At 34.6% G+C, this 25,377-nt stretch carries 12 protein-coding genes and 2 pseudogenes; 8 read left to right on the forward strand and 6 right to left on the reverse strand.

The window, feature by feature from the left end; all coding sequences use genetic code 11:
• Positions 1 to 366 precede the first annotated feature (366 nt).
• The 3 genes from SAGCYANO_RS03805 to SAGCYANO_RS03815 all read left to right on the forward strand — a co-directional run bounded on the left by SAGCYANO_RS03805 (position 367) and on the right by SAGCYANO_RS03815 (position 3,106).
• Complete coding sequence (locus tag SAGCYANO_RS03805; RefSeq protein ID WP_202218868.1) at positions 367 to 783, forward strand: hypothetical protein; 417 nt, start codon at positions 367 to 369, stop codon at positions 781 to 783.
• A 14-nt stretch (positions 784 to 797) separates the two neighbouring features.
• Positions 798 to 1,298 carry a glycosyltransferase gene (locus SAGCYANO_RS03810; protein WP_202218869.1) on the forward strand — a complete coding sequence of 167 codons (501 nt, stop codon included), beginning with the start codon at positions 798 to 800 and terminating at the stop codon, positions 1,296 to 1,298.
• A 752-nt stretch (positions 1,299 to 2,050) separates the two neighbouring features.
• Positions 2,051 to 3,106: a transposase gene (locus SAGCYANO_RS03815; RefSeq protein ID WP_237395723.1), complete on the forward strand. Its 1,056-nt coding sequence runs from the start codon at positions 2,051 to 2,053 to the stop codon at positions 3,104 to 3,106.
• A gap of 147 nt (positions 3,107 to 3,253) precedes the next feature.
• On the opposite strand, the gene SAGCYANO_RS03820 is transcribed toward SAGCYANO_RS03815, so the two are convergent.
• The 3 genes from SAGCYANO_RS03820 to SAGCYANO_RS03835 form a co-directional block, all read right to left on the reverse strand.
• On the reverse strand, positions 3,254 to 5,458 hold the full coding sequence (locus tag SAGCYANO_RS03820; protein WP_202218870.1) for a DNA methyltransferase: 2,205 nt from the start codon (positions 5,456 to 5,458) through the stop codon (positions 3,254 to 3,256).
• 833 nt (positions 5,459 to 6,291) lie between these two features.
• Positions 6,292 to 12,243 (reverse strand): tetratricopeptide repeat protein, encoded by a 5,952-nt coding sequence (locus tag SAGCYANO_RS43950; protein WP_237395724.1) that lies wholly within the window; start codon positions 12,241 to 12,243, stop codon positions 6,292 to 6,294.
• Positions 12,244 to 12,409: 166 nt separating this feature from the next.
• Positions 12,410 to 12,742 carry a TIGR03792 family protein gene (locus tag SAGCYANO_RS03835; RefSeq protein ID WP_202218871.1) on the reverse strand — a complete coding sequence of 111 codons (333 nt, stop codon included), beginning with the start codon at positions 12,740 to 12,742 and terminating at the stop codon, positions 12,410 to 12,412.
• A 101-nt stretch (positions 12,743 to 12,843) separates the two neighbouring features.
• On the opposite strand from SAGCYANO_RS03835, the pseudogene rpiA reads away from it, so the two are divergent.
• From rpiA to SAGCYANO_RS03850, 3 genes and pseudogenes are all read left to right on the forward strand, one after another.
• Positions 12,844 to 13,179, forward strand: a pseudogene (gene rpiA / locus SAGCYANO_RS03840) (ribose 5-phosphate isomerase A); the annotation flags it as partial.
• Positions 13,180 to 13,770: 591 nt separating this feature from the next.
• Complete coding sequence (gene ltrA, locus SAGCYANO_RS03845; RefSeq protein ID WP_202218872.1) at positions 13,771 to 15,780, forward strand: group II intron reverse transcriptase/maturase; 2,010 nt, start codon at positions 13,771 to 13,773, stop codon at positions 15,778 to 15,780.
• 20 nt (positions 15,781 to 15,800) lie between these two features.
• Positions 15,801 to 16,178, forward strand: a pseudogene (locus SAGCYANO_RS03850) (ribose-5-phosphate isomerase A); the annotation flags it as partial.
• Between the two features lie 638 nt (positions 16,179 to 16,816).
• Here SAGCYANO_RS03850 and SAGCYANO_RS03855 read toward each other — a convergent pair.
• Positions 16,817 to 16,975, reverse strand: a complete 159-nt coding sequence (locus tag SAGCYANO_RS03855) for a hypothetical protein (RefSeq protein WP_237395745.1) — start codon at positions 16,973 to 16,975, stop codon at positions 16,817 to 16,819.
• A 1,021-nt stretch (positions 16,976 to 17,996) separates the two neighbouring features.
• Here SAGCYANO_RS03855 and SAGCYANO_RS03860 point away from each other — a divergent pair.
• Positions 17,997 to 19,577: an NAD(P)H-quinone oxidoreductase subunit N gene (locus SAGCYANO_RS03860; protein WP_375339860.1), complete on the forward strand. Its 1,581-nt coding sequence runs from the start codon at positions 17,997 to 17,999 to the stop codon at positions 19,575 to 19,577.
• 822 nt (positions 19,578 to 20,399) lie between these two features.
• Here SAGCYANO_RS03860 and SAGCYANO_RS03865 read toward each other — a convergent pair.
• Positions 20,400 to 20,837 (reverse strand): hypothetical protein, encoded by a 438-nt coding sequence (locus SAGCYANO_RS03865; RefSeq protein ID WP_202218873.1) that lies wholly within the window; start codon positions 20,835 to 20,837, stop codon positions 20,400 to 20,402.
• Between the two features lie 1,261 nt (positions 20,838 to 22,098).
• On the opposite strand from SAGCYANO_RS03865, the gene SAGCYANO_RS03870 reads away from it, so the two are divergent.
• A complete protein-coding gene (locus tag SAGCYANO_RS03870) occupies positions 22,099 to 22,344 on the forward strand; it encodes a hypothetical protein (RefSeq protein ID WP_202218874.1) in 246 nt (81 codons plus the stop codon).
• Between the two features lie 570 nt (positions 22,345 to 22,914).
• Here the strand turns inward: SAGCYANO_RS03870 and SAGCYANO_RS03875 are convergent.
• Positions 22,915 to 25,296 (reverse strand): ATP-dependent helicase, encoded by a 2,382-nt coding sequence (locus tag SAGCYANO_RS03875; RefSeq protein WP_202218875.1) that lies wholly within the window; start codon positions 25,294 to 25,296, stop codon positions 22,915 to 22,917.
• Positions 25,297 to 25,377 lie beyond the last annotated feature (81 nt).

Genomic DNA, 25,377 nt, shown 5'->3' on the forward strand with positions numbered 1-25,377 from the left:
CAACTATGAAACTTATACTTCCTATAGAATTTTATCGTCAAGGTGGAATAGAACGGGTAATTTGTGGAACAATAGAGGAATGGATTGAAATTGACGAAGTAGAGGAAATAATATTAATTTTGCAAAAAAAGATATTCCTCATTTTCAAGAAAAGTTGCCTCAATCTCCAATAATTAAATACGAATCATTTATATTACCTCCTAAATCATTACAATCTCGAATACTTTCTTTAATTAATAAGTTTTCGTCTTTGTCAGCTAATGTTAAGGCACAAAAAGTTAAAAATTTTTTAAGCGTCTCCGTCGTAAATATCAGACTGAGTTTAGTATCAAATATTTAGCTAGTCGTTATCAAGCTACTCATTGTTTGTACTTTCTGGCTAATAGATTAAATCCACCCAATCTTGATATTCCTTTAACGATTATCACCCATGATATGTTCTGGAGATTTTCACCACTAACTTATCCAGAATCTTATGTTAATGAATACGATTTAAGTTTATTGGAATGGTTGAAAAAGGTCAATATTGTTTTTACTATTTCTGAAAAAACACGAAAGGATATTCTCTCGGTTTTTCCTGAATTTAGTGGCAAAATAAAAGCTGTACCAATATCAGGTTTTCCAACTAAGTCAAATGCTTCACAAAGATTATTGGATTTAGCAGAAAATTCCCATGAATCTAATGATGAATTACCAATATTTTATTTGCCTTCTTCTTTTGGTGTTTATAAAGACCACTTAACTTTGCTAAAAGCTGGTATTAAACTTGCTCAAAAAATCTGAAGTTTAAAATAGTTTTGATTGGTAAAGAAACAGATAATTTGATTGCTGGAAAGATTAGTTTATCTCAGCAAGCTAATAGTCAAGAGTATATTGATTATTTGAATCAATGTCAGGAAATATCTCAGAATAATCAGAATATAATGCAGGAATATTTTGAGGGGTTAGGATATTGTTCCGATGAAGAGGTAGAAAAATGGTATCGGAAATGTTCCTGTGTAGTTTTTCCTTCTAAGTATGAAGGTTTTGGTTTAGCTTTATCAGAGTCAGTTGTTAGAGGAATACCTGCTATTGTGTCAGATTTAGAAGTTTTTCGAGAGCAGGTAGAGCTTTATAATTGTGGGGATATGGTAGATTTTTTCCCGGTTGGTGATGTGGATGCTTTAGCAAATTGTATGGAAAAATTTATTCTTAATCCTCGGAATAAGTTATCTGCTGAAGAAATAGATCAACGCTTTTCTCATTGGACTTGGAAAGAGACTGCTAAAGAGTATGTTCGTCTTTTAGGAGAGTTGTGAAAAGTTAGCAGTAAGTTGAATTTTGAAAAGTAATAATAAAGCAATAATATTGAGTCATAGCTAATTTTATCTTAGTCAGGTAAACTACTAGCGGGCAAGATGCCTACAGAACTAAACTGTAAATCAATTACTATTTACTAACGCTACTTAATTAGCTGTAATCAAAATTTAACTAAGACGTTTGAGTTAAAGTAATAGTCAGTGAAGGAATCGCCTGTTGTCGTTAATTATTACTCCTCTCACCAGTACAGTTAGAATTGTTCTCTATGCAGGGGTCTCGATTCATTCCCAACGAGATGATCTTGACAGACAAATTGAATTTTGGCACTCAAACTTTCCAACAGCAGAACATATATCAGAGTTTGGATCGGAACTCAATTTTAGGAGGAAAAAATTCCTCTCCATTTTGGACAGAGTTCTCACAGGCCATATCTACAAGCTTGTGGTGGCCTACCCAGACAGATTTGTTAGCTGAGGATTTGAACTGGTTAAATGGCTATGCGAAAAGCATGAGTGTGAACTCTTGGTTCTCCATGAAAACAAGCTCTCAAAAGAACAGGAACTCGTTCAAGATATGTTGTCCATCGTCCATTGCTTCAGTGCAAGGCTTTACGGACTCAGAAAATACAAAAAGCAAGTCCAACAAGCCTTACAAGAAGACATCCCGCCATGCTCACACCAAAAAGTCGAACAAGATTTCGCCCAACAGTGTCAAGAAAATCAGGGTATATCCTGAGCGGGATTTACATAAATTGTGGAAACAATGGTTAGCAGCATATCGCAGGGTTTACAATTGGGCGTTAGAACAATTGAAAGCAGGATTTAAAGGTGATTTACAGAAAGTGTGTCGTGCTAATGATAAGTTTCCTGATTGGGTCTTTGAGTTACCAGGACATCAAAAACAGGAAGCTTGTGAGGAGGCATTTGACGCTTATAGACAAGCCAGAAAAAATGGTGGGGAAGCTAAGTTTAAATCTTGTCGTGCTAAGTCTCAAACTATTCAATTTAAAGTAGGCAACTATAAACATGGTACTTGGTATCCCAGAAAAACTAAAGGTTTAAGTTTTAAAGCTGCTGAACCAATACCACTTGAATCCATATATGGTACAGAGTTAGTTTATCAGCGTGGTAAATGGTTTGCTTGTTTTCCTCAATTTGTGGAAATATTACCTACTGGCAGTAATAGAGTAATTGCTTTAGACCCAGGAAATAGAACATTTTTAACTGGTTTTGATGGAGAAAATATTTTAGAAATTGGCAAGGGAGATATCGGACGTATTAATAGATTGTGTTCGCACCTTGACAATTTAATCAGTAGAATGTCGTCCTCGTCAAAACGTCAAAGATACAAAATGAGAAAAGCTGCCGACCGAATGAGAGCTAAGATTCAAGCAATAGTTAAGGATTTGCATAATAAAACTACATCATTGCTTGTCAATAGCTATAAATTAATATTTCTACCTACTTTTGAAACATCAAATATGGTGCTAAAACAAGCTAGAAAAATTAATCGTAAGTCGGTCAGAAATATGCTCTCGTGGAGTCATTACAAATTTGCACAACATTTGATTCAAGCATCAAATCGCAAAGGAGTAATTGTTGTTCGTTGTAATGAATCCTATACTTCAAAAACTTGTAGTAATTGTGGTCATGTTCATTACTTACTTGGAGGCGCAAAAGTTTTCAGGTGTCCTGAATGTAAGGCCGTAATTCCTAGAGATATAAATGGCGCACGAAACATTATGATTCGTGCTTTGCAGGCAACTGCCTTCACTGTTAAAGGTGATGCTATACTATGCTCTGATTAGTTGATTTGACTGATTTGAGTAGGTTAAATGTTGCACGTTGTAGTTAAGTCCAAATATATAGTTTGCTCAGGAGGCGATCGCTCAAAGCTCGATCTAAAATCTGATAACTAAGACGTTTTAGTTATAGCGCTCTTCATTCTATTGAATTTAATCAATAATAGGTCGTAAGTCAGGAAGTTGATAAGTGCGTAGAAATTTAATGGCGTTTTGCTTATCTGTAAATTGTCCTTTAATCTGATCGCCTGTATTGTAATTAACCTGAATTTCGTATTTTACTAATGGTTGTAAACCTGAGTCGCCTTGATATCTTTCTATAAATTCAATAGCATCTTTTACTGAATTGTACTCAAACATATTTCCATGTAGTGGCAAAACTTTAATAGAAGTAATTTTTCTAGTAACATAGTGCCTAAGTTGGTTGATAAATTTTGCAACTACATCTGAATTTAACTCAACCAACTTATTAGCAATATTCGTATAATTTTCTCTAGACAAAGTTTGACAACTACTAACTTTTTCAGCAAACTCAGCATCAGGAGTTTTCTCATCAAAGTAGGCATTAATACCAACAAATTCAAATGCTTGAATAATGGTGTTATAAGGGAAGTAAGCTATAGTAAACCCAAGGGAATTTAACTGATTTAAAGAATTTTCAGTAAAACATCCAGCTAAAATTACTCCAATAAATGGAGCAGCATTTTGATGAGTAGCAACCAGTGGTAGAATAGCTCCCTGAATTTCTTGTGCTTTGTTTCTAGAATGCTTTGTGTAGCGACGCCAAGCAGTTTCTATAAATGCCACTGGTGTTCCTATCTGTGTATCGCTGCCTCCATTTTCTAACACAAAATCTAAATCATGCTGATTTCCGTATAAGTCTATCCAACTAACTTTTTTTCCTTTTCTTGCCAATCGAGAACCCTTTTTATCTAAATAAAGATTATGTTCTCTAACAAAATTTTCCAATAGAGATTCAATAGATATTTCTAAAACATCACCAATAATTTGTCCAAATTGATATGATGGAGACTTAGCCATATTATCCCTCAACCCAAAGAATTCCTTCGTGAAGTGGAACCCTATGTTTACGGTTTTCCATTTCACATTTCTATCTCTAATTTTTTCAAATTTATAAGACTTAAATCCAGCGGAAATAGCTAGTTTACCCAACCATTTATCCACTGGAACATATATACCATAAGGGGCAGAATTTCCTATTATAAAACAAACTAGACAACCTTCCTGAGTTAGCCGTCGCAAAGCTATCCAAACTTCAGCCATATCACTGAAATAAGCAGCAATCATAGTATGATATGGTTTCTTACCTCCATGATTTTTTCTTTCATTAGCTAATAACTTACAAGTCTCAGTAATTTCTTGATAAATTGGCAAAAGTTTATGTTGAGCAAGGATATTATCAATCTCTTTATTTAAGCCAGAAATATGCTGAGTACAAGAATGAATTAGATATTGACGAACAGCAGTTTGTAAATCTCCCCAATTATTAATTTCCCCAAAAAAACTCATTTCTAGTCTAGTAGCATCTGCATAATCATAGTTATTAGCATAGGGAGGTGAAGTGATGACTAAATCTGCCCATTTACTATTAACTGAATTACATTTTCTAGCATCTTCACAATATAATATTGCTCTCTTATTTAATTGATATTGCTGTTGTTTAGCCATGTCGCTACTCATCAAGTAAATCTTAGCTAAAAATGCTTCGTAAGGGTCAACGATTTTAGCTTTATTTTTTTTAGGTAAAACATATTGCCACTGAGCAGTTCCCACAGGAGAACATTCTCTTAAAATTGCATTTAGTGCTAACCATGAAAGTTGAGAAAAATAGCTATTATCTTCAGTATTTTTCCATGCTTTTAACAAACTATCTAACTTGGATAAAATTAGAGGAGGAAAGCATTTATGAATTAAACTTGGATAATCGTCAAAATTTTTGATATTTTCTTTTTGGTAAATAATTTTAGCATTTGCCAAAATCTCCATTGCATAACTTCTAAAATCTTGATAATTTTCTCTCCAATAAAGTTTAGCTTGAGCAATACGGGTAACAAAAGGATGAGCTTCAATTCCAATTGCTTCAACGTTACAAAGTTCGGCAGCTAAAAGTGTAGTTCCAGAACCTACAAATGGGTCGATAATTTTTTGTCTACCTTTCACTTTTTCTATTTGGATTAATTCTTTTACCCAATTTGCAGAGAATCCTGCTGAATAACGAAACCATCTATGAATGGGAAGGGATAAATTATCAGAAAAAGTAGGTGTTCGATAATTGTAATTTTCTGATTTGTCAACAGAAAATAATTCTAACTGTCTGGGAAATAACGGTTGATTCATAATTTAATTTATTTTTATTGAAATATAGCGATCGGGAATGATTTATGAAATATTTTAGTAAGCATTTCCTGCGGAATGCTGCGCAAACAGCGGTCAGCTATCAGCTATTCCTAGGTCATGCTGCGCAAACAGCTTTATTACCTTTAGTGGACAATTTAAGCTAGTTGTTCTTGTGCTTCAATTCTTTTTTTAAAAATGTAGTAGAAGTTAAGCAAGTGTTTGCTTCATTCATTAAAAAGCTGAATGCAAGCGCATTCCGCAGGAAGAGCTGAATGCTCACATATTTTAAGAACAATATTTACCTCTTCTATCCTAGATAACTAAAGCCTTCTTCCTTCTTTCTTCTTCCTTCTTATATAGCAATTCCTAAAAGTAACGCTATACTTGGGCAATACTTCAGTTATTAATTAATCAAAACAGGTAGAATCACCTTTTTGCTAATAATAGCCTAGTTAATGTTAATTATTCTTACTTCTCCCCTACTCCCCTACTCCCCCACTCCCTACTTCCCCTCCTGGGAGGGTTAGGGCGAGGGTGGGTCCCCTGCTCAACAAAATGTAGAAAAGTTTTTGAGAAATGGTATTACTTCTACCATTACTATTTTTTCAAAAATCTATCCGACGAAACCAAAAGGTAAGCATTCAGCTATCAGCATTTGAAAGAAATAATTAAGCAATGACCAAGGTTAGCAAGTACTATTTCATTTCCTACGGAATACTGCGCAAACATAATTTTTCATTCTCCTTGAATACTAATTTCTTCTTCCAAGATAATGAATCAAGATAATGAATTAATAACTCATAGCTGATAGCTGATAGCTGACTGCTGAATGCTTACACCAAAAGTTCAACAAATATCTGATACATCTGTTTTGCCAATTTTTTAGGATTCCATAAAGGCGCTAAATTATCTGGATTTTTTGAATTTTGTAAATGCTCCCGCACCGAATTTCTTAAACCTAAATCTTTACCTAATTTAATTCCCCATTCTGTATATTCTTCCCAACTCCAAGCTACTCCTATATCCAAATTTACATTCTGCAAAAATGAGTAACCCATCCGAGATAAATATTGTTCGCCAGCTCTAGTTATTATTGGTAAATTTGCCCATAAAGCTTCCAAATTATGAGTACCTCCATTGTAGGGATAAGAATCTAATAAAACATCTGCTATCTGATAAATTGCTCGATGTTCTTCTTCTGTTTGAGTTTGCCCTAAAAAGATAATTCGATTAAAGTCTACCCCTAAATTTTCAGATTCTTGACGATAAGTTTGATAAATTACATCTACGTCTCCTTGACCTTTACGAATTAATATACTTTCTGGTGTATGTTGCAAAATTTTTAATTGAGCGCGTACCATTTCTGGGTTAGTTTTTCGCCCCGGTGCTATACACAAATAAACCATTTTATCTGAGTCAATACCGATACTATTTCTAGCAGTATTTCTATCAACCAAATGACTATCAAACCCACCCACAGCTACAGATGTTTCTGGTAATCTAACTAACTTTTCTAAATAATATTTTTCTCTTCCTTCAGGGTGGGTATACCAGTCACATAAAAAATAATTATTTTCAGAAATATAAGGTGCATCAAAACCTAGCCAAGAAACACAGACTGGCGCAGGTTTTTCATGGATAATATGTACATTTACAGGTAATGTCATTGAATCTAAATCTACTACTACATCTAACTTGTCTTCTAATATTTGTTCGACAATTTCTTCATAGGATGGAAACCCATTAGGATACTTTTTCGGCCAATAGGTTTTGACAGACATTTGTTCAAATTTTTGAGTAATATCATCTCGCTTCAACGGACCTGTAATATATAGATGAATGTAAGGTGTAATTTGAGATAATTCTCGAATTAAGGCTTCGCTACACCAACCTACTGAATGACGACGAAAATGTTTGGAAAGGAATCCTATTTTTAGAGGTTGGGAAGTAGAAATATGAGTTTTTGGAGTTTGATAGTTTTTGACTCTATTTTGATAATATTGTTTGGCTATTAATTTGTAAAATTTAGAATTTCCTTCTAAGTTATCCCGGAGGTGAGGTACGGCAAATAAGAAAATTTCATAGAGTAGTTTTATTTCTAGTTCGCTGAAGGTTTCACAGCTTTGATAACAATTTTTTTCTACTTCTGAAAGTTTGGAGTTTGCCATACCACTTACTCCAGATTGAAAATAGGCAAATAAAAAGGCAGTTCCTGAAAGAATAGGAGCTATTTCTCCACAAGAATTACAAAAATTATCGGCTGCTTTTCTAGCATGGGCAAGTTTAGTTGTATGACTGAGTAAATCGCATAATTGTTGATGAGCTTCCACAAATTGTGGTTTAACTTCGATAGCTTTTTCAAATAAAGCGATCGCTTCTTCCATTTTTTCTTGTTTAATAATATGTCCGATGCGAGAATATACTTCTGCCCAGTTTGGTTTAAGTTCTAATGCTTTATGATATTTTTCTAGTGCTGATTCTAATAATCCTTTATTGGAAAGTGCTGTTCCTAAATTGGCATAAGCATCATAGGAGTTAGAATTATATTTGATTGCTTCCTGATAATGAAATATTGCCTGGTCATAGTCTCCTTTCAGCAATAAATTATTAGCTATTTTTTCATGTAAGTGTTTCAGTTCTGGATTAATACTTAATGCTTTCTGATAATATTTTATTACTGCTTCTCTATCTCCTTGTTTACCTAAAATATTAGCTAGATTACTATAAGCTTCGGTATAATCTGGTTTGAGATTAATAGCTCTTTGATAACTTCTAACTGCGTCGTTAATTCTACTCATTTTAACTAGGGTATTGCCTAATTTAAAGTGAAAATCTGCCTCTACTATATCTGGTTGAATTTCTAATGCTTTTTCCCAATATTCCAGAGCTTCATCAACCTTTCCTAAATATTGAAATAGTTTACCAATATTCCAATAAACACCAGCCAAACCAGGTTTTAAATAAACAGCCTTTTGATAATAAAACAATGCTTGTTTATATTGACCTAACTGCAAATAGACACTACCCACATTTCCATAAACTTCTGCAACTTCCGGCTCAATTTCTAATGCTCGATTATAAGCAGACAAAGCTGCTGCTAAATTATTTTGTCTATAAAAAGCATTTCCTAAAGTAACATAACATGGAGCATAATCCGGTTGAATTTTTAAAGCTTCTTTACAGCGAGCGATCGCTACTGCTAAATTTCCTTGTCCGAGAGCAATATCGGCTTGATTTCTATAAGTTTCTGCTGCGGGATATTTTAAGAGTTTTTTGGGAAATTCTGTTTCTAATTCTTGGTTTTCAAAGGTCTTACCTTTACTGAGATTTTCCTGATTTTTTTCTCCTTGATTTAGACTAGATAAATTATCAGTATTTTTCTCTAAAGCTTCAAATGTTTGCTCTGGAATTAGATTAAAAGTAGTAGCTTGAATTTCATAGTCTTCATCAGATTCAATAATTTCTCGATTTTGTTCTGCTGTGAATTTTTCCTGTTCTAGATATTGACTTGATTGATACTGAATTACTGAATCTAGATATTTTTCTGTTTCTAATTCTTGGTTTTCAAAGGTTTTACCTTTACTGAGGTTTTCCTGATTTTTCTTTACTTGATTTAGACCGGGCAAATTCTCGGTATTATTCTCGCTCCTCTCAAATTTTTGCTCTGGAATTAGATTGAAAGTAGTAGCTTGAATTTCATGGCCTTCATCAGATTCAATAATTTCTCGATTTTGCTCTACTGTGAATTTTTCCTGTTCTAGATATTGACTTGATTGATGCTGAATTACTGAATCTAGATATTTTTCTGTTTCTAATTCTTGGTTTTCAAAGGTCTTACCTTGAATAAATTTATCTTGATTTTTATTGACTTGACTTAGACCGGGCAAATTCTCGGTATTATTCTCGCTCCTCTCAAATTTTTGCTCTGGAATTAGATTTAAATTAGCAGTTTTAATTCCATTTTCCTCATCAGACTCAATAATTTCTCGATTTTGCTCTGCTGTGAATTTTTCCTGTTCTAGATATTGACTTGATTGATGCTGAATTACTGAATCTAGATATTTTTCTGTTTCTAATTCTTGGTTTTCAAAGGTTTTACCTTGAATAAATTTATCTTGATTTTTATTGACTTGACTTAGACCGGGCAAATTCTCGGTATTATTCTCGCTCCTCTCAAATTTTTGCTCTGGAATTAGATTTAAATTAGCAGTTTTAATTCCATTTTCCTCATCAGACTCAATAATTTCTCGATTTTGCCCTACTGTGAATTTTTCCTGTTCTAGATATTGACTTGATTGATGCTGAATTACTGAATATAGATATTTTTCTGTTTCTAATTCTTGGTTTTCAAAGGTCTTACCTTGACTGAGGTTTTCCTGATTTTTTTCTCCTTGGTTTAGACTAGATAAATTATCAGTATTTTTCTCTAAAGCTTCAAATGTTTGCTCTGGAATTAGATTTAAATTAGCCGTTTTAATTTCATGGTCTTCATCAGACTCAATAATTTCTCGATTTTGCTCTGCTGTGAATTTTTCCTGTTCTAGATATTGACTTGATTGATGCTGAATTACTGAATCTAGATATGTTTCTGTTTCTAATTCTTGGTTTTCAAAGGTCTTACCTTGACTGAGGTGTTCCTGATTTTTTTCTCCTTGATTTAGACTGGATAAATTATCAGTATTTTTCTCTAAAGCTTCAAATGTTTGCTCTGGAATTAGATTAAAAGTAGTAGCTTGAATTTCATAGTCTTCATCAGACTCAATAATTTCTCGATTTTGCTCTACTGTGAATTTTTCCTGTTCTAGATATTGACTTGATTGATGCTGAATTACTGAATATAGATATTTTTCTGTTTCTAATTCTTGGTTTTCAAAGGTTTTACCTTGACTGAGGTTTTCCTGATTTTTCTTTACTTGATTTAGACCGTGCAAATTCTCGGTATTATTCTCGCTCCTCTCAAATTTTTGCTCTGGAATTAGATTGAAAGTAGTAGCTTGAATTTCATGGCCTTCATCAGATTCAATAATTTCTCTATTTTGTTCTGCTGTGAATTTTTCCTGTTCTAGATATTGACTTGATTGATGCTGAATTACTGAATCTAGATATGTTTCTGTTTCTAATTCTTGGTTTTCAAAGGTTTCACCTTGACTGAGGTTTTCCTGATTTTTCTTTACTTGATTTAGACCGTGCAAATTCTCGGTATTATTCTCGCTCCTCTCAAATTTTTGCTCTGGAATTAGATTGAAAGTAGTAGCTTGAATTTCATGGCCTTCATCAGATTCAATAATTTCTCGATTTTGCTCTACTGTGAATTTTTCCTGTTCTAGATATTGACTTGATTGATGCTGAATTACTGAATCTAGATATTTTTCTGTTTCTAATTCTTGGTTTTCAAAGGTCTTACCTTGACTGAGGTTTTCCTGATGTTTTTCTCCTTGGTTTAGACTAGATAAATTATCAGTATTTTTCTCTAAAGCTTCAAATGTTTGCTCTGGAATTAGATTTAAATTAGCCGTTTTAATTTCATGGTCTTCATCAGACTCAATAATTTCTCGATTTTGCTCTGCTGTGAATTTTTCCTGTTCTAGATATTGACTTGATTGATGCTGAATTACTGAATCTAGATATGTTTCTGTTTCTAATTCTTGGTTTTCAAAGGTCTTACCTTGACTGAGGTGTTCCTGATTTTTTTCTCCTTGATTTAGACTGTATAAATTATCAGTATTTTTCTCTAAAGCTTCAAATGTTTGCTCTGGAATTAGATTAAAAGTAGTAGCTTGAATTTCATAGTCTTCATCAGACTCAATAATTTCTCGATTTTGCTCTGCTGTGAATTTTTCCTGTTCTAGATATTGACTTGATTTATCTTTTTCTTTTGAGTTTAATCCCCCGTCCTCTACAGAGTATTTATAATTGTTTGGGGTTTGATTCCACATCCACTTTTTCCTTCTTCCCTCTTCCTTCTTCCCTCTTCCTTCTTCCCTCTTCCTTCTTCCCTCTTCCTTCTTCCTTCTTCCTTCTTCAACCTGAATTACTGAATCAAGATATCTCTCTATATTATGATTATTTACCAATGCAAAATCTTGCCAATCTGCGAATAAAATATCCAATTCTTGCTCAGTAGTCTCAGGCTTTAGCAACTTATATAAATCACTAAAAGCCTCTCGATAATTTGGTTTAATAGATAAAGATTTTTGATAATAATCAAAAGCTGGTTCAAGATTTGTATATAGAGCAAATACCTCTGCTAACTTGAAATAAGCTTTAGGCTCTTCTGGTTTAAGTTGCTGCAACTTTTGATAACAATAAACTGCCCGATCAAATTCCCCTATATGAGCAAATACATTTCCTAACATCAACTGCACAGATGCCAACTTTGGATTAATCTCTAAAGCTTTTTGATAATTGAAAATAGCTAAATTAAACTGTCTTTGTTTATAATAAACACTGCCAAGATTAGCATAAACTTGTGCAAAATCTGGTTGAATATTTAACGCCCGCTCGTAAGTATTAATTGCCTGTTCAAATAAATTTTGACTTTGAAAAATATTCCCTAAAGTCAAATAAGCAGAAGCAAAATCTGGTTGAATTTTAACTGCTTCTTTGCAAGTGGAAATCGCTGCATCAAAATTACCTTGTAGCAAATATACTTCAGCTAACTTCTTGTAAGCTTCAACATAGTCTGGTTTAATAGTTAAAACTTTTTGATAAGCAACCATCGCTGTATAAAGTTGTCCAGAATCTTTTAGTTGATTGGCTGTATTGAAATAATTTTCAGCTAACATTTTCATGGTAAACCCTTATAGGGGTAATACTTGAGACTGCACTTGATTTTTTGTTAATTCTTGGCAATAACTAGAATAAGTTCATCTGGGCATTCCCTACTGTAATTAGTGCTTTTTTTTTAGGATGTTTTTGCCTAGGTTTTGTCATTCTACAAACATCAAAACTCTACACTGAAAGCAAATGTGGGCCGTGTGGGTACGTCACTTCAACTTCATATTCTCTAGAGTCTAACAATGAGTAATTTTCCATCCCAAGTACTTCCCTAAACTTAGATTCAGTTTCTTGTAATAAAACTTGTGACATAGACTTCCATTGCTCTCGACTCTCCCAATAAACTACGATAATAACTTCATTACCTCTGTAGCTATCAAGCCAGACTTCTTTTTTTAAAAAACCCATTTGTAAAGCTAAGAAAGATGTCCAAATTTCTCGATCTTTTTGGAGAAATTTTTCTTTTAAACTCTCTTCAATCTTGAATTGAAGCCATTCAATTATCATGGTATTTGTAGCAATAGAGAAAAAAGTATACTTGACTTTAACCTGCCAATTAGTTTAGCTAAGTTAAACAGTGCTAATAATTCGATTTGGAGTATTAAGATATGATAACAGAACAAGACCCCACTAAATTAATGAAACAGCAAGTCGGCAAAGCTGCTGCTGACCGAGTAAAGTCTGGAATGATAGTGGGGTTAGGCACAGGATCGACCGCTGCCTATATGATTCAGTTTTTGGGGGAACGTCTGCAAAGTGGCCAGCTCAAAGATATTAAAGGTATCCCTACCTCCTTTCAGTCAAACGTATTAGCTAAACAGCATGGCGTACCATTAACGACCCTCGATGAAGTTGACCACATGGATATTGCCATTGATGGTGCTGATGAAGTTGACCCACAGAAAAATCTCATTAAGGGTGGTGGAGCAGCTCATACCCGTGAAGTGCGACTCGTTGGCCACTAAACCAGGAAACTAGGTATAAATGGCCGTTCCAAGTCAACACATGAGGGAAACCTCGACTTGTGAATAACTCTTATATCCTTCGAGGTGAAATTCCTCCGCCTTGTTGTTGGGTAGAAAGCATAGACCACGGAGTAGAGACTGAACATCAATCTCCGAAGCTGGTTTAAAAGCGGGAAAATACCAGTTACCGAGGAACGATACCGCAAGCAAAGGTTGACAAGTGGACGAACAGGAAGGTAATTAAACTCTCGTGATATGAACCATCCCCAAGGTAGCTATGGGATGTAGGACGAAAGTCAGAGGGTCAATGGATAATCTTATTTCGCGGAGATTATCAGCAACCATGCCGAACCCTCCGGGAGATTTTACCTCACTAAATCAGTCGTAATAAAGGAATAAGGGAACGAGGAAACCTCTCTAGGACACCTAAGAATATAGGTCGAAATCTTAGGAAGCCATTCAAGGTCAATCTACGCTTTGGACGTAGGTCTTAGGGAGAGTAGGATTGGGTAAGAAGCTCATTGAGCTGACGTACCCACTGTTAGACGTAATGTAAGGTAATAATTAGCGATGAATAAAGCTAAAACACTAAAAAGACGTTTAGGAAACCCTAAACCATTTCTTGAGTGCGTCTTACATTCTGAGGAGACCTCAGAATTACGCACTCGCTTTTTAAGCGTGGCATGGGATACAAACGATATGCCGTCCCAAGTTAGTGTCAATCCTAATCTCAAATGGAGAGATATTAACTGGAAGAGAGTAGAAAAGTGTGTATTTAAGTTGCAAAAATTAATTTACAGAGCATCCAGCCGTGGCGAAATCCGCAAGATGCGTAAATACCAAAGACTTCTGACCAAAAGTTACTACGCAAGGTTGCTAGCTGTTAGGCGAGTAACACAGGATAACCAAGGCAAGAAAACTGCTGGGGTGGATGGAATTAAAAACCTTCCTCCAAGGCAGCGCTTTAACTTGGTTGACCTCCTGAACTCACGTTACCTCAAAGCAAGTCCTACCCGCCGTGTCTGGATACCAAAACCAGGTAAAAATGAAAAGCGAGTGCTAATTGATGAGGTCTCCTCAGAATGTAAGACGCACTCAAGACAACGTCCATTAGGCATCCCTACGATGTACGACCGTGCGTTACAAGCCCTGGTTAAGTTAGGTATGGAACCAGAATGGGAGGCACGTTTTGAGCCTAATAGCTATGGTTTTCGGCCAGGACGGTCAACACATGATGCCATAGAGGCAATCCATATAAGCATTAACCATAAACCAAAATATGTGCTTGATGCAGATATATCCAAATGTTTTGACCGAATTAACCACGATGCACTTCTAGGAAAGATAGGTCAATCTCCCTACAGACGATTAATTAAACAATGGTTAAAGTCTGGGGCGTTTGATAATAATCAATTCCTAAAATCTGTGGAAGGTACACCACAGGGAGGGGTAATAGGTCCCCTGCTAGGAAACATCGCCCTGCACGGTATGGAACAATGCTTAAATAAATTTGCTGAATCTTTACCAGGAAAAAAGCGAGATAATAAAACAGCATTATCCTTAATACGCTATGCTGATGATTTTGTTATCCTACACAAAAACATCAAAGTAGTGCTACAAGCAAAAGCCGTGATACAGGAATGGTTAAGTCAAATAGGTTTAGAACTAAAACCAGAAAAAACCAAAATTGCCCACACCTTGGAAGAATATGAAGGAAATAAACCCGGATTTGACTTCTTAGGATTTACAATTAGGCAATTTAAAGTTAAGTCAACCGAACAAGGATTTAAAACGCTGATTAAACCATCCTTCAAGAGTATAAAAACTCACTATCGGAAACTGGCGGATATATGTGACAAGCTTAAAACCGCTACCACTAAAGCTTTAATAGCTAAATTAAATCCGGTAATTAGGGGATGGGCTAACTACTTCTCAACTGTGGTCAGTAAAGAAATATTCAGTAAAATGAATATGCTTTTACTGAAAAGACTATGGGGATGGGCAAGTAGAAGGCATCCAAATAAATCTGCTAAATGGGTTAAAGATAAGTATTTCCCCCGCTGCAAAGAAACCAGAAATTGGGTACTTAATGACGGCGAGTATATACTTAACCTGCACTCAGATGTCCCTATTATTAGACACATAAAAGTGAAAGGTGTTAAATCCCCTTATGACGGCGATTGGACTTATTGGAGTAGCAGAATCGGTAAACACCCAGGCGTAAGGAAAGAAGTCACAACGCTGTTAAAACGGCAAAAGAATAAATGCGCATTTTGTGGACTAACCTTTAGTCCATCTGACCTTATGGAAGTTGACCATATAAAACCAAGGTCTAAAGGTGGTGACAACACATATAAGAATAAACAATTGTTGCACCGACATTGCCACGATACAAAAACTGCCTTAGATAACAAAACATATCCAAAATCGAAGTCACAGGCTTTACCTGAAGGATATTTATGGGTTGACGATATGTTGGTTCTAAGGCAGGGATGTGCCCATGACAAGGGACGTTTAGGAGAGGAGCCGTGTGAGGTGAAAGTCTCACGCACGGTTCTGAAGACGAGTCGGGTAGGGTAACTTGCCTGGCTTAGTTTAACAAAATTGTGGACTGTTTGGCAGAACAGTTTATTGTAGTAGTAGATAGTTCTAAATTAGTAGATAGGTTGGGTTCTACTTTTTTGCTCCCGGTAGAAGTTATACCGATGGCAGTAAATCCTGTAATTCGGGCAATAGAAAAACTTGGTGGTCAACCAGAACTTCGGATGGGCGTGAAGAAAGCTGGACCTGTAGTTACGGACGAGGGTAATCTGGTAATTGATGTTAAGTTTAATTCTATTGATAACCCTGCTGAATTAGAAAAAAGTTTAAATAATATTCCTGGCGTTTTGGAAAATGGTTTATTTGTAGGGGTTGCGGATGTAATATTAGTGGGAGAAATTCGGGATGGGCAGCCAATAGTTCGAGAAATTGCTTGAAGAAGTTGGCAGGTTGTAGGTGTTAGGTGTTAGGTGGTCGGTGTGATAGAACCCATTTGGTATCTTTGTCCCCGACCCGCGTTTTTTTACCAGGAGTCAGGAAGAGTGAGTTAGGATATGGAGAGAAAGAATATGAGAAAAAAAAGGTTGAAAAATACTCTCTACCTCACTATATCTTTAATTCTATAGGTCTTAAATAGGTTATATATAACTTTTCTCGCCTAGAACCTTAAAATTAATTAAGTCACTTTGTTAACTCTTAGTTATTGAAGACAACAGACAACGGTGGGAAAACTTTTTTTCCTCTATCATTCACTATCAATCTATGTCTTAACTAAATCTTTCTTTAAGATACCTACAACCTACACCTTCTTCAAAATTTTCTTGCATAGTGTAGATAAAATTCAAAGCAAAGTTACTACAGCAAAATTTATCCAAACTATTCAGACTCTTGATACCAATTTGAAAAAGTCATGATATGTTTTGCTATGTTTTGGCAATTGAGAAAATAACTATCTACAGAATAAAAGTTACTAAAATTATCAGGCTCGGTATCTTCAAGATACCGGGCTTTACAAGTAACTAATCAGCATGAGAAAAAACTACTATTAACTAGATTAGGATTCAAAGAAACTTATTTAATCCAGTAGTTGTCTTTCAGATTCCAGAGCTTTCACTAATTCTTTATTTCCTTTAGCTCTAGCTGCTTCCAGGCGATGAGCTAATCTTTTTTCTATATTGACCTTATGAACTTCATTTAATTTCACTAGGCTTTTTGGTGAGTTTTTGTTCATCATGGACATTTTTTTTTCCTCTTTTATTATATGGCTTACATTTTTAATTTAGCATCGCGAGAAAAAATAAACCAGCCCGGTTACTGAAAACTATCAGTTGTGATTAGTTAGTAGACACCAAACAAAGTCTGTTTTAGTAGGCTATCCCTTGTAGAGTCATTCACAAATATTCTGAGTAAATCTTTTTAATAAAATGCCTGAAAGTATTGATAATTAATGGATGTGTAAACCATCAGCAATAAGCTGTATGCTTAACTGAGGAGCTTGAAAATCATCTTTTTTTATCCCTGAACAAAGGTGTCTCCTAGTTCATTAAATTTTATTAAGTAGATTTTGCAGTGTCATACCAAATATTAGTTAAGCCTTAGAAGTTAAATTTTATCCTTTTATTTTGGGTTTAATACCCTGCCGTCTACACCAGGGTCAATTTATTGTCACCCTTAGAAAAAGGGAGTGGGGGAGTAGGGTCAATTTATTGGTTGTGCGTCAAGAAAGTGTGGTTCGTGTGGGGAGGGTGGGGACCCACCCTAACCCTCCCAGGAGGGGAATGTGGGGAGGGTGGGGAGAGCTGAGAAAGTAGGAGGAATAATTCTACCTGTATCTTTTCCTAACTTTTTGGTCCAAGAAGCTTAAATATTATTTGCACTTTTTTCGCGACCAAAATGCGCTAAAGCTTTATATCTCAGTGCTTTTAGATTAGATTCGCCAGTCATACTTACTTATCCCACACTTTACGCTCTGCACAACCAATTTATTGTCACGCTTAGAAAAATTGTATCCTTTGAAATTTCTTACATCTTGCTAGGATTAGTTAACCAAAAATATAGGATATAGAGTTCAGGACTTACGCAAAGGCACTCTTGCGTCTTCCTTCTTCAATAATTTAGAAAAATTTGGTTTTTTCTGCTTCACCTAATAAAAAACCAAAAAATCTCTGGATACACGCTACAATCCTGTACTGTAAAGGATTATTAATTAGCCAAAATTCTTAGTTAGTTACACAAAAAATTTCAAATTATCTAACATGATAGATTTCTCTAACATTGCGGCCCAGCTTAACGCAGGCACTATCCTTCCAGAAGCAATAGTTATAATTACCCTACTTGTAGTTCTCGTTGGAGACCTCATAGTAGGACGTACTTCTGCTAAATGGACTCCCTACGCAGCCATAGTAGGTCTATTGATCGCTATTGTGGCCTTATATACTCAATGGGACAGTACAAATACCATCGGTTTTTTGGGAGGCTTTAATGCTGATGCCCTCAGTGTAGTATTTAGAGGTATCATTGCTCTGTCTGCAATTACCACTATATTGATGTCGGTGGCATACATAGAACAAACTGGGACTCCACTAGGAGAATTTATTTGTATTCTGCTCAGTGCTACTTTGGGGGCAATGTTCCTTTCTGGAGCAGATGAGTTGGTGACGATCTTTGTTTCTCTGGAAACCCTGAGTATCTCCTCTTATTTATTAACTGGTTATACAAAACGTGACCCCCGCTCCAATGAAGCAGCATTAAAATATTTACTCATTGGTGCTGCAAGTTCGGCAGTTTTTCTCTATGGCATCTCTCTTCTCTATGGTTTGTCTGGTGGAGAAACTCGGTTAACAGCGATCGCCTCTAGTCTTGCTGATGGATCGAGTGGCGGTGTTTCACTAGCTCTAGTTATTGCCTTAGTATTCGTGATCGCTGGTATTTCTTTCAAAATTTCTGCTGTCCCTTTTCACCAATGGACTCCGGACGTATATGAAGGTTCTCCTACTCCAGTTGTGGCCTTTCTCTCAGTGGGTTCTAAAGCTGCTGGTTTTGCTTTAGCTATTCGTCTTTTGGTTACTGCTTTCCCTTTAGTTTCGGAACAGTGGCATTTTGTATTTACTGCCCTTGCTGTGTTGAGTATGGTATTGGGTAATGTGGTTGCTCTGGCCCAAACCAGTATGAAACGTCTACTTGCTTATTCATCTATTGGACAAGCGGGTTTTATTATGATTGGTCTTTTGGCGAATACTGAAGCTGGTTACGCTAGTATGATATTTTATCTGCTAATTTACTTGTTTATGAATTTGGGTGGTTTTACTTGTGTGATTCTATTTTCTCTCCGTACAGGTACAGACCAAATTAGTGAATATGCAGGGTTATATCAAAAAGACCCATTATTAACTTTAGGGTTGAGTCTTTGTTTGCTTTCTTTAGGTGGTATTCCTCCACTAGCAGGTTTCTTTGGCAAGATTTATTTGTTTTGGGCAGGTTGGCAAGCTGGGTTATATTGGTTAGTTTTGTTAGGATTAATTACCAGTGTTGCTTCTATTTACTACTACATTCGTGTGGTGAAAATGATGGTAGTAAAAGAACCGCAGGAAATGTCTGATGTGATTAAAAATTATCCTCCTATTCGTTGGGATATTTCTGGTATGCGTCCTTTACAAGTAGGGTTGATTTTGTCTGTTTTAGCAACATCTTTAGCTGGAATTTTATCTAATCCTTTGTTTACTTTGGCTAACGATGCTATTGTTAAAACTCCTATGTTGAACTCTGTTTTAGTTCAGACTGTTGAAACTAATTCAGTGGCTAGTCAACCAAGTTTTTCTTTGTCGCAAAAAAATTAGTTTTAATTCTTTTGATTCAGCAAAAGTAAGAAATGTTCGGCTTATTGAGTCGAGCATTTTTTCTGTTTAATAGATAGGTCGAATTGTCGCAGCTTTTATTGCAAAAGGAAGAAGGTTTTAGTTATCTAGGAGGTAAGGAAAAATTTTGCGTTGTTTGAGTTTTAAATTTTTTATATGTTCTACTAATCTTTCTTTACTACTGCTATAACAACCTATTTCTTTCTCTTATATTTCTCTTATACAGGTTCTCATATTAATGAGGTAGAGTATTTTTTTCTCTTCACTTATTCCTTATTACCTTTCCAAAAATTGTCATATATAGCCTAAATAATTAACAGTTTAGTAAATTTTTTGTATCTAAAATATCACCTGATTTTCTGAAAATTCAATAGGTAATATCAAGCTCAGTTATCTATGTTATCAAGATACAGCAGATTTCAGGTAAATGAGGTACAAATATAAATGGTAAAGTTTTTCCAGCGCGGGCATCTTGACCGCGACTGGTGTACCTTACTAATATAAAATACGCTGTATTTAGAGTAGAGGCTAGTTATATTAGAAATAAGTATTTTGGTGGGCTGAATTTATGCCTTTATTTCAAACTACCTCTACATAAAAGTATCTTAGAAATTTTTCACCATTTCAGAATATTATCTTTTCTTTTGCGGGTTTAATACCCCACCATCTAAACGGTGCAATTGTTTAGGGTTTGTAGCCATAGAATGGCGTTCGTTGACTATCCATAAGCACAATTTTCCTTTACGCCTTCTTCCTTCTTCCTTCTTCCTTCTTCCTTCTTCCTTCTTCCTTCTTCAAAGAAAACTATGCTAGAACTTTGAGAGCTTCTGGTTTAAGAATAACTTGAACTCCTGATTCAACTTTAACGTGCCACATACCGTTTGGTAATTGATTTAGCAACTCTACAGCTTTACCTCGGTCTTCTTCTAGTTCTGGACTTGGTGAATCAACTAAAATAACTGTTGTTTTGGTTGATTCTTTTGAAGATATTAAATTAGCAGATAAAGGGGAGTTTAGAGTAGGAGAATCTTCTGAGAGAGTTGCTAATTGCATTCTCAGTTGGGTTAGTTTATTTTGTAGTTCTTGATTTTCTTTTTGATATTGTTGTGATTGTTCTGTTAGTTCTTGATTTTCCTGGGTTAATCTTTGAACTTCTAGTTTTAATCTCTGAACTTCTACACATTCATCGATACTAATATTACAAGCTTTAGCTATAACTTTTTTAATTAGGGGGCTGTACATAACTTTTCAGTAAATAAATTAAAGTAAATTGTTTTTGTGGAGAGAGAAGTTATTCTTTTTTCTAACTTCTTTTATCCTACTATTATCGTCTTCTATTTTTCCCATAGGGTATGTGACCCTTTATCGGGTTTTAATGTGATTAAAATCACTCTGAAAATTATGGGTTAATTATGGGATAAATTTCAAGGATAATAAACTAGAACTCGATAGTAATTAATACTTACATAAAATTGTTTTTTTGAGTTAAATTGAAGTATAACTACTCAATTTTTTTATTCTCTTACTTAATTCAGAAGTGTGAGTTAAGTAGATACGCATAATGTATTAAAAAATCCTATCAAGTTAATAATTTATCGATCCCCTCTATTTTAGAAGTTTAAAAGATTTTTACATATGCTATCTGCCTTGTCAATAGAATTGTGGAAATAGGGTTTTTATTCTCAATGTCAAATCAATTATAGCAATCTTATTTGATTTGTGAGATATTTTAGATTTTAGCTAATAGGAAATGAGGAACAGGGGACAGGAAATTAGAAACACCGAAGCAATAAAATTATCACAAATGATTTAGGATTGCTATATATTAAATTTTACTACTTCCTCTGTGTTATATCTGGTCAATTTATATATTTTATGTATAATTTTGTAAACGCTTACCTTTAGATTTATGATTGAGAAAATCTAGCATTTACTATAAGAGGAAGATAGGTCATTTCAGTTATCAGTTATCAGTAAAATTTTTATATTTTCCGCCAAAAGCAATAATTTTTAATTTTTTTATAAAACTTAATCAGGGAAGAAAGAAAACTTTTAATCTATATCTAATTGTCAGAATTATAAATATTTAGGGTTTGCTGAAAAAGTATGCATGGGTTCGGGTAGGAGTCAGTTATCAGTTATCAGTTATCAGTTATCAGTAAAATTTTTATATTTTCCGCCAAAAGCAATAATTTTTAATTTTTTTTTATAAAACTTAATCAGGGAAGAAAGAAAACTTTTAATCTATATCTAATTGTCAGAATTATAAATATTTAGGGTTTGCTGAAAAAGTATGCATGGGTTCGGGTAGGAATCAGTTATCAGTTATCAGTTATCAGTTATCAGTAAAATTTTTATATTTTCCCCCAAAAGCAATAATTTTTAATTTTTTTTTTATAAAAGTTAATCAGGGAAGAAAGAAAACTCTTAATCTATTTGGAGTCAGGAGGACCGAGTCAGGAGAAATGGGAATTATAGAGTAGATAGGAAGAAGAGTTGTCCCTTGATTTTTCTGCCTTTGTCTGCCCTCAATACTAACTTTTTAGAACAAAAAGCTAGCACTTTTTTCGATCCAAAAAGACTAAAACATTTATCCGTCAATGCTTTGAGATTTAATCAGCAAACCCTATTTATTCATAATTTATGTGATATAGAATCCGATTATACAGCATATGTTTATAACCCACATTCCGCACCACAAAATGTAGTACAAAAAACAAGTCAAAAGTCAAAAGTAAGAAGGAAGTAAGAAGTAAGAAGTAAGAAATAAGAAGTAAGAAGTAATACCATTTCTCTGTAACAATGCGCTTAATAATTCTTACCAAAACCTGAATTTTACTAATAGCCGTTATCTTTTATTAAGCGCAACTTCATGGAGAAATGGTATAAGAAGTAAATTATAGTGGTCAATAGGAGTCAAGGATTCAGTAAGTGTTTATGCTGGCATAAATAATCTGAGAATTTGACTCTCGATTTAGGTAAATGAAGATAATTTATATAGTATAAATACCTAAGCAAGCTACGGATTTTATACTAATTTTTATGTTACGCTCTTGAAGTGCGGAATGTGGGTTATAATTCTATCGACACTTCAATAGCTATGATTTTCTCCTAAATTGTGATTCAGTCCTCCTGACTCCTGAATCCTTCTTCTATACTACATTTTGTGGTGCGGAATGTGGGTTTGAAATTGGGTGCATCTCAATATTTGCAAAAATACTTTTTTCCTATATATTCCCTATTCCCTGTTGCCTGTTGCCTGTTACCTAAAAGCGATAAATTTTTGGCTTTATTCAAAATTGAGATGCACCCTTGAAATTTATCTAAAACTATCAGAAAACTCAGTCTTCAATACAGGTAAAACTGGGCAAGGTTTTTGCTGCTGCAAATTGTCTGGTTTATTCCAAGTAAAAGGAGCTAACTTAGCAGCAGACATCCACAACAAACGTTTTGCTCTAGTCATAGCCACATATAATAACCGAAATTCTTCTGCTGTCTTCAAATATTCTGCCTGTTTCCAAGCAGTAGAAATATCTGGTAAATCTTGCCCTTGTAAACTAGAACGAATTTGCGCTCTTGTAACTTCAGCTAAGTCAAATTCTCCCAAAAAACTCACCTGGGGCAAAACTCGTAAATTACCAGGAATTATATTTTCATGTAAAAAAGGTAAAAAGACATAATCCCAATCTAAACCCTTAGCTTTGTGCATAGTAATAATAGTAAGTTGCTGAGGGCGAGTATAATTTTTTTCTGCATCTTCATCCACTTCAACAGGTTCAAATCTCTCGGAACCTACAATTTCACTTAAAACTTCTAAAATAGAATTCATCGAACTATTATCAAAAGTTTGTTTAGCAACTCTTTCTGCTAACTTATCCGCAGTTGCTAAATCTGATTGTTGATAATTTAAAGCTAAAGCAAGAAAAGAAATTAATTGATATAAAGGTAATTCTGCTTTTGCCCTAAGCAAACTACGACAAAAATCACGACATTTACGCACCTTTTCTGATTGATAAGGATCGAGAGGTCCTGGGTAAAGAAACTGTTCTGGTTGAGAGGCAAAAACATTATAATCTTGCTTAGGAATTAAGTGTCGATCGCCCAAAACTTTCAAAGCAGATTTTAAATAATCTGGAGAATGAGGGCGGTCAATAAATTGCATTAATGCCAATATTTCTGCTGGAATTTGAGAGTGGCGCGCCCCTTGAGAAACATCATGTATTGAAATATTGTGTTTGCTTAAATCAATATCAATTCCATATTTTCCAGGATTAGAAAAAGTATCTGTAATAAATTTACCTTGTTTATTTTCCCGTACTAATACAGCAAAATTACCATCGGGATTTTCTTTAAATAAATTAATTATGCGCTTACCCATCAACTCAAGTGTTTGGTAAATATCTCGAGGTTCATATATTTCTAAACCACCACCAGTAGCTGGAGGATTATCATTTGCTGGATGAATATTTTGGTATCGAAATGGTTTTTCTATTCCTGTTAATTCTGAATTATTTACCCATTTCAACACAAAATTAGCTGCATCTATAATTTTTTGACAACTACGACCTGCTTGTTCCATAGTCGCCAATTTATTTAATTGTTCGCAGTCTTGACAAAATTGCCGAAAATCTATTGGGTCTGCAGGAGTAAATGTGGAATTAATTGCTTGATTTGGGTCTCCAACACGCATGAGGTTGAGATTATTTAATTGTGATAATCTTTGCTCTTGAGAAATATCATTATCTTCTGAATTACCATCATTATTTTCACTTGAATTAGCCAGTTTTTTTAAAAGTTTAGTTTGCAAAGGCGTAGAATCTTGAGCTTCATCTTCAAACACTGCAAAAACTTGATTTTGCCACATCTTTCTAGCACTTTCATTTTCTAATACTCGCAACGCTGCCAAAATCATTTCATCATAGTCAATTAATTGATTTTCCCTCAATATTTCCTGATATGTTTGATATAAATTAGCAGCAATAGTCACAACTTGATAATGGTCATTAATTTTGTCTCGTAATTGCCATAAATCTTCTGGTTTAAGACCAGAACTTTTTGCTTGTTGAATTGCTTTCCAAGCTAATTGAGGTAAAACTTCAGTGCGTAAAACAGACTGCCTTCTTAAACGTTCAGTTTCTTCTCCATCAAATTGAACTCCTTCAATTAAAAGTTGATAATGTCTGGGATTTTTTGCAATCCAATTTTCTACACAAGTACGAGTTATTCTGTTGCTTGGAGTAGGAAGAATTAAAGTAGTATTTTCTAAATCTAACTCAGATAATTCAGGATGACGTAGGGCAATACTCAAAGCCAAACCATGTAAAGTATGAACAATAAAACTGCCTTGAGGTAAAGATAATTCCTTTAAATATTTGCGGATTTTAGTTTTAATATTACTAGCTGCAGAACGGGTAAAAGTAACAACAATTAACTGACGATTACTATGTAGCTGATAACGAGCGATCGCTAAAGCTGCTGCTGCTGCCATACCGTAAGATTTTCCTGCCCCAGGAACTGCTGAAACTGCTAAAGGTCCTCCTTGCCAGTCAGCCATTTGTTGTTGTCCAGGCCGTAAATTGGAACGAATTTGTTGAATTGCTTTTTCTCTTAAACTTGCTAATGATAAGTCAATTTCTGTATTTTTTGTATTCGTTTTAATCTCAGTATATGGAGGCAAATTATTATTGAAATCGTCAGTCACCTTGTTTTAAATCAAAAGTTAAAAATTAAAATCTTACCGAAAAATTCAGGTATAAAACCTCTCCATTCATGGAGAAAAAAG

It is taken from the genome of Okeania sp. KiyG1, from assembly GCF_014132355.1.
GTDB lineage: Bacteria > Cyanobacteriota > Cyanobacteriia > Cyanobacteriales > Microcoleaceae > Okeania.

Excerpts from the sequence above, each read along its gene's own strand:
- SAGCYANO_RS03820 (WP_202218870.1), bottom strand. The coding sequence starts at position 5,458 with ATGAATCAACCGTTATTTCCCAGACAGTTAGAATTATTTTCTGTTGAC.
- SAGCYANO_RS43950 (WP_237395724.1), bottom strand. The coding sequence starts at position 12,243 with ATGTTAGCTGAAAATTATTTCAATACAGCCAATCAACTAAAAGATTCT.
- SAGCYANO_RS03835 (WP_202218871.1), bottom strand. The coding sequence starts at position 12,742 with ATGATAATTGAATGGCTTCAATTCAAGATTGAAGAGAGTTTAAAAGAA.
- ltrA (WP_202218872.1), top strand. The coding sequence starts at position 13,771 with ATGAATAAAGCTAAAACACTAAAAAGACGTTTAGGAAACCCTAAACCA.
- SAGCYANO_RS03855 (WP_237395745.1), bottom strand. The coding sequence starts at position 16,975 with ATGATGAACAAAAACTCACCAAAAAGCCTAGTGAAATTAAATGAAGTT.
- SAGCYANO_RS03860 (WP_375339860.1), top strand. The coding sequence starts at position 17,997 with ATGATAGATTTCTCTAACATTGCGGCCCAGCTTAACGCAGGCACTATC.
- SAGCYANO_RS03865 (WP_202218873.1), bottom strand. The coding sequence starts at position 20,837 with ATGTACAGCCCCCTAATTAAAAAAGTTATAGCTAAAGCTTGTAATATT.